This window comes from Pseudorhodobacter turbinis (genome assembly GCF_005234135.1).
GTDB classification, from domain to species: Bacteria; Pseudomonadota; Alphaproteobacteria; order Rhodobacterales; family Rhodobacteraceae; genus Pseudorhodobacter; species Pseudorhodobacter turbinis.
The window spans coordinates 808,198-820,200 of the sequence record NZ_CP039964.1; the positions used below are offsets into that span (position 1 = coordinate 808,198).

The window sequence follows — 12,003 nt, forward strand, 5'->3', positions numbered from 1 at the left end:
ATGGGCAGAACGGGAAAGGAACCTTTCGCACAAGGATGGCATATGTTAACGCGCAAGCAATTGGAACTGTTGGATTTCATTCGGATACGTATGGAAGCCGAAGGGGTTCCCCCCTCTTTCGACGAAATGAAGGTGGCGCTTGACTTACGGTCCAAGTCCGGAATTCATCGTCTGATCACGGCACTGGAGGAACGCGGTTTCATCCGCCGTCTTGCCCACCGTGCCCGCGCAATTGAAATCGTCAAGCTGCCTGAAGCGATGGAACGGCCCGGCTTCTCCCCCCGCGTGATCGAGGGCGACCGCCCCGAGCAACCTAAAGGGGCGATGAATGTCGATACCATCCATGCGATCGAGCTGCCCGTTATGGGCCGGATCGCTGCCGGTGTGCCTATTGAGGCTATTCAAGAGATCTCGCATCATGTTGCCGTTCCAGGCTCCATGGTTTCGGGCAAGGGACAGCATTACGCCTTGGAAGTAAAAGGCGATTCAATGATTGAGGCAGGCATCAATGATGGCGATATCGTTGTGATCCAAGAACAGACCACTGCCGAAAATGGCGATATCGTCGTGGCACTGGTGGATGATGCAGAGGCCACGCTCAAACGGTTCCGCCGTCGCGGGTCCATGATTGCATTGGAGGCTGCCAATCCTGCCTATGAAACCCGTGTTCTGCCCGATCATCAGGTCAAAGTGCAAGGTCGGCTGGTCGGGTTGATCCGCAGCTACTGATCTGTATGGGGCGGCATGTAAATCTTAAACTGCTCGGCCCGCTTGAAGCCCGTCCATAGACGGCTTTGTGTCTTGGTTGGCACCGCGCGCAGGCCGCCATCGGGCTGCGCCCAAAGTGCCAGCGGGCCTGTTGCGCGCAGCTTTGTCGCATCTATAACTTGGCAGTCTTGCGGTATGGAAGCCGTCACTTTACGGGCAACGATAACAAGATCCGCAACCAGACAGGCCTCTTCCACCCGTGTTTCCGCGCCTTTGCCTTTGATCTGTGCCATGCGCCAGCCGCCAAAGGAAAACCGCCGCAGCCTTGGCTCGCCATCAAACCCCTCGCGCATCGCGGCCTGTTCCTGCTCCACAAGGTCGCCATCATTTTCCAACCATTGCCGCGCCGTAAACCCTGCTCCTTTGGGCGCAGAAAGCACACGTCCCCCCGCAGCGTTCAGGCCAACCAACCCGCCATCGGCGCTTATCAGCAGCGGCGGCCGTTCGCTTTGCGACCAAACGGCAAAAGCCAAAGCCATTGGGACCACGCCCAGAAACCGCGTCCGCCCGCGCCAAAGCACCAGCCAAAGCGCACCAAAGGCCATGATCGGCAAAACTTGCCAAGACGGGCTTGGCACGGCCCGCACGGCTCCATCCCAGCCTGCAACCATTTCGGCCACGGACAAAATCCAGGCCGTCCCCTTACCCATAATCCAAAGCGCAGGCCCTTCCAGCCCAAGAGGCGCCAAAATGCCGGCAAGCACAGCGGCGGGCATCACCGCAAAGCCCATCACCGGCACGGCCAGCACATTCGCAGCAAGCCCATAGCCCGCGACGCGGTTGAAATGCGCCGCCGCGACCGGCGCAGTCGCAAGTCCGGCCAAAAGCGAGGTAAAGACCACCGTGGCCAAGGGAGCCACCCAAAACGGCAAATGCCGCCCCTGCCCGCGCAGCGCCGAATAGCCCGCAATCAGCGCAACCGTCGCCGCGAATGACATCTGGAACCCCGGCTCCAACAATGTTTCTGGCTGCGCCAACAGCAACACACAGGCCGCAAGCGCCACTGACCGCATCGAGAGCGCGCGCCGGTCAAACAGCGCCGCGCCCAACATAACGGCCACCATAACAAAGGCCCGCTCTGTCGCGACATTCCCGCCCGAAAGCGCAAGATAAGCAGCCCCCGCCAAAAGTGCCAAGCCAGCCGCGACCTTCTTGGATTGCACACGCAGCGCCAAGGGAGGCACCAAGGCCAACCCATAGCGCAGCGTGGCAAAAATAAATCCCGTCAGCAGCGCCATATGCAGCCCCGAAATGGCCAGCAAATGCGAAAGATTGGCCGAACGCAGGTTTTCTTGCGCCTGCCGGCTCATTCCAGCGCGGTCCCCCGTCACCAAAGCGGCGGCAAAAGCGCCGGGATCGCCGGGCAACTCGGCCTCAACGCCCGCGCGCAATTTGGCGCGAAAACGGTTAATCCATTGCGCGCCGGGCGCAGGCGGCTCCAACAGCAAAACCGGTACGCGGGTATAGCCAACAGCGCCCAGCCGATCAAAATAGGCCATGCGTCGAAAATCAAATGCACCCGGCTCCACCGGCCCCTCGGGGGCCGAAAGATGCGCGGTGGCGATCACGGTCTGCCCCGGCTCCAACGCGACAAAGCCTTGCAGCCCGTGCAATGAGACCCGCACCCGTTCCGGCGTGCGGCTTGGCGGGGTTCGCTCCAGCACGACACGGTCCAAGGTTAATCGCAGCATATCCGATTGAGAGCGGTCAATAGAGACAATCCGCCCCTCCACCGCGCCATAATAGCGAAACCCAAGGACAGGGGCCTTGACCAGATGCGCCCGCGCGCCTGCGGCCAACATCCCCAAGATGACACAGATTATCACGATAACAAAAGGTTGCGCCAGCTCTGGCCCACGACGGTGGCACAAAGCCCCCAGCAAAACCGCCGCCACAAGGCAGGCGTAATGCCATAAAACCGGCTCTTGCGGCAACGCAAACCAAATGCCGACGCCGACGCCGATGAAAACCGGCACCCAAACGAACAATACGCCACGCGCATGCGCGAGCGCCATGACCGGCATAAGGACCAGCGCGCGCAGCCTGTCCACCTTGTCTCTACCTCCGCGATTGCCTAAACGTTGGACAAGCCTATATCGATTATGGTTTCTGAAAGGTTAATGCCAATGTCTGCTGAACGTCCCGTTGTCACCCGTATCGCCCCCTCGCCCACCGGCTATATGCATATCGGAACGGCACGGACAGCGCTTTTTAACTGGCTTTTTGCGCGCGGCCATGGCGGCAAGTTCCTGTTGCGCATTGAGGATACCGACCGCGAACGCTCCACCCCCGAAGCGACAGCAGCGATTCTGCGCGGGATGACATGGCTCGGCCTCGATTGGGATGGCGAAGCGGTTAGCCAGTTCGAGCAAAAAGACCGGCACGCCGCGGTTGCCCATGAAATGCTGGCACTGGGTGCTGCCTATAAGTGTTTTGCCACACAAGAAGAAATCGAGGCCTTCCGGCAGGCGGCAAGCGCGGAGAAACGCTCCACCCTTTACCGCAGCCCTTGGCGCGATGCAGACCCGGCAACCCATCCCGATGCGCCCTATGTGATCCGCATGAAGGCACCGCAAACCGGCGAAACCGTGATCGAGGATGCCGTGCAAGGGCGTGTGACCTTCCGCAACGACCTTCTGGACGATATGATTGTCCTGCGCTCTGACGGGACGCCGACCTATATGCTGGCCGTGGTTGTCGACGATCATGATATGGGCATCACCCATGTGATCCGCGGCGATGACCACCTCAACAACGCCGCACGGCAAACCATGGTCTATGAGGCGATGGGCTGGGAGATCCCGGTCTGGGCGCATATTCCGCTGATTTTTGGCCCCGATGGCAAGAAGTTGTCGAAACGCCACGGCGCGACCGGGGTCGAGGAATATCAGGCGATGGGCTATCCGGCGGCGGGGATGCGCAATTACCTGACCCGTCTGGGCTGGGCACATGGGGATGACGAGTTTTTTACCACCGAACAGGCAAAAGAATGGTTCAACCTTGAGGGAATCGGTCGCGCGCCCGCACGCCTCGACTTCAAGAAGCTTGAAAACCTATGTGGACAGCATATCGCCGCCAGTGAGGATGCTGCGCTGCTGCATGAGCTGGAGGGTTATCTTGAGGCCGCAAAGCTTCCCCCGTTGTCAGAAACCCAACGCAACAGGCTGTCTCGTGCAATGTACTGCCTTAAAGATCGTGCAAAGAAGTTTCCCGATCTTATTGAAAAGGCTGAGTTTGCCCTGAATTCTCGCCCGGTTCAGCCGAATGAGGTCGCCGCAAAGAACCTTGATGCAGTATCCCGTGGTATACTGAGAACATTGACGCCGCGATTGCAAAATGGTAGCTGGTCCAAAGAAACACTGGAGCCAATTTTAACCGAAGCCGCCGCTGAACATGGTATAGGTTTTGGAAAATTGGCAGCACCGTTGCGCGCCGCGCTGGCTGGCCGCACCGCAACCCCCAGCGTTTACGACATGATGTTGGTATTGGGCCGCGAGGAAACCATTGCCCGACTGGAAGACGCTGCCTGATCAGGCTTGTCGGTTCCGCTCCGGGAAATGCGCCCCCAAAAGACTATATAGCAAAGGTCGGGATAGATTCTGTCCCACCTCAACCGAAAAAAGAGGGATAAATATGGCGGAAAAGACAGGTACGGCACAGCTAAAGATTGGCGAGAAAACCTTTGATCTTCCAATGTATTCGCCCACCCTCGGGCCGGATGTGGTTGATATCGCAAAACTTTATGGTCAGGCGGATGTCTTCACCTATGACCCGGGCTTCACGTCCACCGCAGCTTGTAAAAGCGCGATCACCTATATTGATGGCGACAAAGGGGAGCTGCTGTATCGCGGCTATCCGATTGAACAGCTGGCGAAGGATTCGCATTTCCTTGAGGTCTGCTATCTGTTGCTGTTTGGCGAATTGCCCGACAAGGCGCAGATGGAAGACTTTGAGGGCCGTGTCACCAGACACACCATGGTTCATGAGCAGATGAACAACTTCTTCCGCGGGTTCCGCCGTGACAGCCACCCGATGGCAACAATGGTTGGCGTTGTCGGCGCGATGTCGGCATTCTATCATGATAGCCTTGATATCAACGACCCGTGGCAGCGTGAGGTTGCAGCCATCCGCATGATCGCAAAATTGCCCACGATCGCGGCGATGGCGTATAAGTATTCAATCGGGCAACCTTTTGTATTCCCCAAGAATTCCTTGGATTACTCCAGCAACTTCCTGCACATGTGCTTTGCCGTTCCGGCCGAGGATTATGCTGTGGACCCGATCCTCTCCAAAGCTATGGACCGGATCATGATGCTGCATGCCGACCATGAGCAGAACGCATCGACAAGCACCGTCCGTCTGGCAGGCTCTTCGGGGGCCAACCCCTTTGCCTGTATCGCGGCCGGGATTGCCTGTCTTTGGGGGCCGGCACATGGTGGTGCGAACCAAGCTTGTCTGGAAATGCTCCGCGAGATCGGCACGGTTGACCGTATTCCTGAATTTATCGCCCGCGCCAAGGACAAGGATGATCCTTTCCGCCTGATGGGCTTTGGTCACCGCGTCTATAAAAACTTTGACCCGCGTGCGACCGTGATGAAGGAAAGCGCCGACGAAGTGTTGGAGTTGATGGGCATCCACAACAACCCGACCTTGCAAGTTGCCAAAGAGTTGGAACGGATCGCGCTGGAGGATGACTACTTTATCTCCAAAAAACTCTATCCGAACGTCGACTTCTATTCCGGCATCATTCTTGATGCGATGGGCTTCCCGACCGCGATGTTCACGCCGATCTTTGCGCTGTCGCGCACTGTTGGTTGGATCGCGCAGTGGCGGGAAATGATTGCCGATGAAGAGCAGAAAATCGGCCGTCCGCGCCAGCTTTATGTCGGCGAATCCTATCGCGACTACAAGCAAGTCAACGATCGCTAAGACATTTAACGGCGGCCCCCTGAGGCCGCCGTTTCCTTGCTGCGAGCCCCCTCACCCCCGAGATTTCGACCGCCAAACCCAATATTTGGTCGGCGCAATAGCAGGACAGATGCCGTGACCCTCTTCACCCCGAAATCGCTTGCCGACATTCCCAGCCGCGAGACACTTTTTTCAATGTCGGGGCTGGAGTTTTTGCAAGCCACGCTTGAGGGCCGCCTTCCCCATGCCGCGATTGCGACTTTGATGAATGCCCAACTGGCAAGCGTTGCCCCCGGCCGCGTCACCTTCCGTGCCACTCCAGCGTTTGAGCACACCAACCCCGTCGGTGCCGTGCATGGCGGCTGGTATGGGACCTTGCTCGACAGTGCTTTTGGCTGTGCGGTGATGACATCCGTGCCAAAGGGAAAATGGTATACGACATTGGAATACAAGGTAAATATCACAAGGGCACTGCCGCTTGGAATGGAGGTGATTGCCGAGGGTATTCTGGATCATTCAGGGCGCAGCACCGCAACCGCCCATGCGACGGTCAAGGGCGCCGAGGATGGCAAGCTTTATGCCAGCGGCACCACCACCTGCATCATTCTTGATCGCTAGGGCTGGCGCAAATGCCCGCGCACGATCTTGGGCCGCCAACCCCAGCGCGATTGCTGCGACAGTGCTGTCGGGTGAATACTCTCTGACGGATCGGCCCCGACGACCCGCCGCCTTCGCAATAAAAACAGCGCCCCGAAACCACGCCAAGTGCCAACCGAGGGCGCGGCCGCATCACAAGGATAGCGGTTCTTCCAGCCTTCGGGCAGCGCAATGCCACAAGCCTCCATCCGTTCAAGCATCCAGACCAGCGGAATATTCGACAATGGGCGCGCAGCCGGAAAGCTGCCGATCTGGCCGCCTATATCGGCATGGCTGCCCCGAAACCACATCTGCTCGATATTGCCGGACCAATTGGGCGGGCACGTCCATAACACTGGGGTAAACACCACACGAGTTTCATGCAGTGCAAGCGCCTGAAACCCGTGTTTGATGGAATGACCAAGCGCATGGTTGTGGAAGGCATGCTCATGCTCGGTCAGCATCCATAGGAATGGCAGGCGAACGCCCAGTGCCTTGACCGTATCCCAAACGCCTACCATTTCAATCGGCACCGCCTCATGGCAGAACTGGCGGGCAAAGGCCTTGGCGGCAGGGCTGCCGGGATCAAGCTGATAGTGACGGTAGGCCTGTCTTACGTTGCGCTGGGTGGCATGTTCAGGTTTGAGCAAACCAACCTGATCGATCGCCCCCGCCAAAGACCGCACCGCATAGGCCCCGCGCGAATAGCCAAGCAGATAGACGCGATCCCCCGGCCGGTAATGGCTTGCCAAAACCCCATAAGCGCGCCGGATCTGCCGGTTGATCCCGCGCCCCCGCGCGACATCGGCAAGATGCCCCCATTCCACCCATTGCACGCCCGGCTCATAATACAGCCTACGGTCGGCACCGAGGCCCTTTTCAGCCAGAAGCTTGAACAGCAATCCTGCATTAGTCTCATATCCGGCATCCAAGGACGACAGCGTGCCATCCAGAATGATAATGTGATCCACCCGCCCCGGCACTGCCTGCGCCCCCTGTGCCTGTGAAACCACCGGCCGGACGTGACGAAACCACGACTGAATACGCGTAAGCAGTGACAGGATAGAACCCTTCCTTTTGATACCATTGTTACGTTAACCCTAAACCCCAACAGGTAAAGGATATCTCACCATAAACAACATCTGCTGGAATTTCTGCCCCCGGTCGGGATAATACATTGGGACAACAGGCGGCTTTGGTTCCGTTCGTGCCTGTTGATACACCAAGCAGAAAGGCCGGGCGACGTGACATCACCTTTCTCAAGACGGCCCTCCCTGCTTGGATTTATCACCTTGGCCGCACTTGTCATTCTTGCGGCGGGATATTTCGCCTATAGCCTTGCGCTGCGCGGTGCCTTGCAAGAAACCGCACGGCGGGGGGACAACACGCTGCAGCTTGCGACGACATCGCTGCGCGGCAAGATGGAACGGTTTGAACATCTGCCACAGTTTCTTGCCGAACACGCATTGATCAAATCCATTGCACAATCGCCAAAGGATGCTGGCGTTGTGGCGCGAACCAATGCCTACCTCAAATCCACACAGCAGCTTCTAGGAGCCTCTGACATCTATTTCATGGATGCAAGCGGCGTGACCCGTGCCGCCTCCAACTTTGACAGTGAGATCTCTTTTGTCGGCGGGGATTTCGGGTTTCGCCCCTATTTCACCGAAGCCATCAAGGGCGGTTTGGGCCGGTATTTCGCGCTTGGGACCACCTCGGGCAAACGCGGGTATTATTTTGGCGCGCCGGTCATAGCGGAAGGTGCGGTTGCCGGGGTGTTGGTGATCAAGATCGACCTCGACTCGGTAGAGCAGGACTGGATCGGATCGGATGATGCGCTGATCGTGACAGATGCAGACGGGATCATCTTTTTCTCGTCGCGCGATGAATGGCGTTATACGGCCTTAGCGCAGCTGACCCGTGCCGAACAACTGGCGCTTATAAAAAGCCGCCGCTACGGGGCGGTGCCGCTTTCGGGTTTCCCGTTGAAGGCGCGACAAGAGGTGGCGGGGCAAACCCTTTTGACGGTTCAGGACGGGCACAGCTATCTTGCGCTGATCCACTATATGACCGAGGCGGATTGGACCATTCGCGTGATGCTGGACGCCGCCCCGGCCAAGCGGCAGGCGCTGCTGGTCGCGGTGATGATGATGCTGACGCTCGGGCTTGGTATGACGGCATTGGCCGCGGTTTTGCAGCACCGCGCCCGCTTGCAAGAACGCATTACCCTGCAACAAACCGCCCGTAATCAGCTAGAGGCCCGCGTGAAGGAACGCACGAGCGAACTTGCCACCGTCAATGAGCAGCTCGGAGCCGAGGTGAACGAGCGGCGTTTGGCCGAAAAGAACCTGCGCCAAGCGCAGGCCGATCTGGTACAGGCAGCCAAGCTTGCCGCCTTGGGGCAAATGTCGGCGGCGTTAAGTCATGAGTTCAACCAGCCGCTGGGGGCCGCACGCACCTATGCCGATAATGCCAACGTCTTGATCGAACGCGGCCGCCATGACGAGGCGCGCGGCAATCTGGACCGGATCCTGTCGCTGATTGACAGGATGACCTCGATCTCCAGACGTTTGCACAGCTTTGCGCGCGCGCCGGGGCAAAAGCTGGGGCATGTCTCGGTCGCGGAGGCGGTTGAGGCCGCCAGTGAAATCGCGCAATTGCGCTTGCGCAGTGCAGAGGTGACGCTGGAGGTCTCCCTTCCCGACAACTTGCCGCTGGTAGTGGCCGGACCGGTCAGGTTGCAACAGGTGCTTGTCAACCTTTTGACCAATGCCGCCGATGCGGCGGAAACTGCACAGGACCGCCGTATCCATATCTCGGCGCAAAGCGTCGGTACCGGCGTATATCTGCACATCCGCGACCATGGTGACGGCGTCCCCCCCGGCCTGACCGAGCGTATATTCGACCCGTTCTTTTCCACCAAAGGCGTGGGGAAAGGTCTGGGTCTGGGCCTGTCCATCAGCTACAATATTATCAAGGACTTTGGCGGCATCCTGCGGGTAGAGCCTGCCGAAGGAGGGGGGGCAGTGTTTGTGATCGAGCTACGCGCCAGTGAAACCGGAGGGGCTGCCTGATGTGGGGGCGGGTGTTCATTGTTGATGATGAGCCTGATCTGCGCGCCTCGGTTGTGCAGGCGCTGGATTTGGCAGGCTTTGACACCCGCGATTTCGCGCTTGCCGACCGCGTACCGGAACTTGTCAGCTACGGCTTTCCCGGCATTGTGTTGACCGATATTCGCATGCCGGGGATTGACGGGCTTAGCCTGATGAACCGCATCCATGCCATTGACCGCGATATTCCGGTGATCTTGATGACCGGCCACGGCGATGTGCAACTGGCGGTGCGCGCCATGCATGAGGGGGCACATGATTTCGTGCAAAAGCCCTTTGCAATAGAGCAGTTAATAAAGATCATCAGCCGGGCGCTGGATGTCCGCAGGCTTGTCCTTGAAAACCGTACGCTGCGCGCCGTTGCAGGGCAGATTGACGATCTGGAGACGCGGCTGGTCGGGCGTGCCAATGCGATGATCGATCTGCGCCGCCGCGTGCGCACGCTGGGTCCATCGGAAACCGATGTGCTGATCGTTGGGGAGACCGGCTCGGGCAAGGAGGTGGCAGCACGCGCGTTGCATGACCTGTCGCCCCGCGCGCAACGCCCGTTTGTGACCATTGATTGCGCCAGCCTGCCCGCGGATCTGATCGAAAGCGAGCTTTTCGGCCATGAGGCAGGTGCCTTTCCCGGTGCGATGCGCCCGCGTTATGGCCGCTTTGAGCATGCGCGCGGCGGCACGATTGTGCTGGATGACATCGCCTCCATGCCGATGGCTGTGCAAGGCAAACTGCTGCGCGCGATTGAGGGCCGGGTGATCACGCGCCTCGGCTCTAACGAGGATTACGCATTGGACGTACGCTTCATGACCACCAGCCGCGTGGCACTGGAGGCAGAGGTGGCGGCAGGTCGTTTTCGGGCGGATTTGCTTTACCGGCTCAATGTTGTCACCCTGCGCATCCCCTCACTGGAGGAGCGCCGAGAGGATATCCCCCTGCTGTTCCTGCGTCTGCTGACCGAGGCCGCGGCCCGCCACCGTGTCGAGCCCCCCACCGTGCCGCCTGCCTTCATCTCCGCCCTAGCCTCTCGGGCTTGGCCGGGAAATGTGCGCGAACTGCGCAACCTCGCGGATCGTTTCGCCCTTGGCCTTGGCTTTGATCACGGCGATACACAGGCCCGCAGCGCCGAGAAACTCTCCGATAAGGTCGCAGATTTTGAACGGCGAGAGATAGAGGCCGCCCTTACCGCACATCACGGCCATCTGCGCCCCGTCTATGAAACGCTGGGGCTTTCGCGCAAAACCCTATGGGAAAAAATGCAGAAATACGGAATCGACAAAACACAATTCGCGGCCAGCCCCCCCGCCGAGGGCTAGGGCCTGCGCCAAAACGGGCGGATCTCCACACACTCCAGCCCGAGGATGTTACGATTTTCACACAAATCTTACCAAAGCCATCATATTTCGCCCAACAATTATACGAGAGTGGTTGAACCGGTCCCCCGCCCTCTGCCCTAATAATCCATGCGTTTATCAACGGCTGTTCATCAGCCGCGATTGTCGCTGGAGCCATATATTCCTTGGGAGGAACTCATGAAATTCACGAAACTAACGGCTTTGGCCGTAGCGGCGTCTTTTGCCTTTTCCGGCGTTCAGGCACAAGAGGTCGACAAGACCGGTTGGCCGAACTCCATGACCATCGGCACGGCAAGCCAGGGCGGAACCTACTTCATCTATGGTAACGGCTTTGCCTCATATCTGAACGAAACAGTCGGCCTTGCGGCAACTGGCGAAGTCACCGGTGGCCCGGTCCAGAACGTGACCTTGGTGGAAACCGGCGACCACCTTATGGGGCTTGTGACAATGGGTCCGGCCTATGAGGCCTGGAACGGGCGCTCGGAACTGGCCCCGGGGTTGGAGCATAAATCCGTCCGCGCGCTGTTCCCGATGTATCAAACGCCGTTTCAGGTGATCGCGCTGAAATCCAGCGGCATCACCAGCGTCTCTGATCTGGCGGGCAAGCGCGTCTCTGCAGGGCCTGCAGGCGGCACACCGGGCACCTATTGGCCGCTGTTCCTTGAAACACTTGGCGTAGAGGCGACCATTTCAAACGCAGGCGCCTCGGATGCCGGCGGACAGTTGGGCGATGGTTTGATCGATGCCTTCGCCTTTGCTGCCGGTGTGCCAATCTCTGCCTTTGCGGAGCTGGCAGCACAGCAGGACGTGGTCATGTTCGGCTTCAACGATGAAGAATTGCCAAAGATCCTTGAAGCCTATCCCGCGATGGCACCTCTGACCATTCCCGCCAATACCTATGCGGGTCACGACTATGACCAGAACACCGTCGCGCTGTGGAACTTTGCCATTGCGCATAAGGATATGCCAGACAGCCTCGCCTATGAGATCACCAAACTGGCGATGGATAACCCCGACCGCATGGTACAAATCCATTCGGCCGCACGGGAAACCTTGCTGGAAAACTGGGACAAGAACACCTTCATGACCTTCCACCCCGGTGCTGTGAAGTACCTTGAGGAAAAAGGTCTGACTGTTCCAGACAATCTGAAGTAAGCGCAAAGGGTCCGGGCTAAGCTCGGGCCCACCGCCTTTGCAGCGCCGCTTTGGCCCGCTGCGCATATCTATTT

Annotated in this window: 9 protein-coding genes; 7 read left to right on the forward strand and 2 right to left on the reverse strand. The window is 58.7% G+C overall.

Annotated elements, in window-relative coordinates:
• Window positions 1-42: 42 nt before the first annotated feature.
• Window positions 43-729 carry a transcriptional repressor LexA gene (lexA, locus tag EOK75_RS03785; protein WP_137192652.1) on the forward strand — a complete coding sequence of 229 codons (687 nt, stop codon included), beginning with the start codon at window positions 43-45 and terminating at the stop codon, window positions 727-729.
• On the opposite strand, the gene EOK75_RS03790 is transcribed toward lexA, so the two are convergent.
• Entirely contained in the window at window positions 723-2,819 is a 2,097-nt protein-coding gene (locus EOK75_RS03790) for a ComEC/Rec2 family competence protein (RefSeq protein ID WP_240794011.1), read from the reverse strand. The two genes, lexA and EOK75_RS03790, sit on opposite strands and share 7 nt — an antisense overlap.
• 75 nt (window positions 2,820-2,894) lie before the next feature.
• Between EOK75_RS03790 and gltX the strand changes: the two genes are divergently transcribed.
• The 3 genes from gltX (at window position 2,895) to EOK75_RS03805 (ending at window position 6,294) form a co-directional block, all read left to right on the forward strand.
• Window positions 2,895-4,298 (forward strand): glutamate--tRNA ligase, encoded by a 1,404-nt coding sequence (gltX, locus tag EOK75_RS03795; protein ID WP_420821917.1) that lies wholly within the window; start codon window positions 2,895-2,897, stop codon window positions 4,296-4,298.
• Between the two features lie 103 nt (window positions 4,299-4,401).
• Window positions 4,402-5,697 (forward strand): citrate synthase, encoded by a 1,296-nt coding sequence (locus EOK75_RS03800; RefSeq protein ID WP_137192654.1) that lies wholly within the window; start codon window positions 4,402-4,404, stop codon window positions 5,695-5,697.
• Between the two features lie 114 nt (window positions 5,698-5,811).
• Window positions 5,812-6,294, forward strand: a complete 483-nt coding sequence (locus tag EOK75_RS03805) for a PaaI family thioesterase (protein ID WP_240794012.1) — start codon at window positions 5,812-5,814, stop codon at window positions 6,292-6,294.
• On the opposite strand, the gene EOK75_RS03810 is transcribed toward EOK75_RS03805, so the two are convergent.
• Window positions 6,291-7,325, reverse strand: coding sequence for a DUF2235 domain-containing protein (locus tag EOK75_RS03810; protein WP_240794013.1), 1,035 nt, complete (start codon window positions 7,323-7,325; stop codon window positions 6,291-6,293). The genes EOK75_RS03805 and EOK75_RS03810 overlap by 4 nt on opposite strands.
• Before the next feature lie 231 nt (window positions 7,326-7,556).
• Between EOK75_RS03810 and EOK75_RS03815 the strand changes: the two genes are divergently transcribed.
• From EOK75_RS03815 to EOK75_RS03825, 3 genes are all read left to right on the forward strand, one after another.
• A complete protein-coding gene (locus EOK75_RS03815; protein WP_205965474.1) occupies window positions 7,557-9,386 on the forward strand; it encodes a sensor histidine kinase in 1,830 nt (609 codons plus the stop codon).
• Complete coding sequence (locus tag EOK75_RS03820; protein WP_205965475.1) at window positions 9,386-10,735, forward strand: sigma-54-dependent transcriptional regulator; 1,350 nt, start codon at window positions 9,386-9,388, stop codon at window positions 10,733-10,735. The genes EOK75_RS03815 and EOK75_RS03820 overlap by 1 nt, the downstream gene beginning before the upstream one ends.
• 216 nt (window positions 10,736-10,951) lie before the next feature.
• Window positions 10,952-11,929: a TAXI family TRAP transporter solute-binding subunit gene (locus EOK75_RS03825; protein WP_137192657.1), complete on the forward strand. Its 978-nt coding sequence runs from the start codon at window positions 10,952-10,954 to the stop codon at window positions 11,927-11,929.
• The last annotated feature ends 74 nt before the right edge of the window (window positions 11,930-12,003 follow it).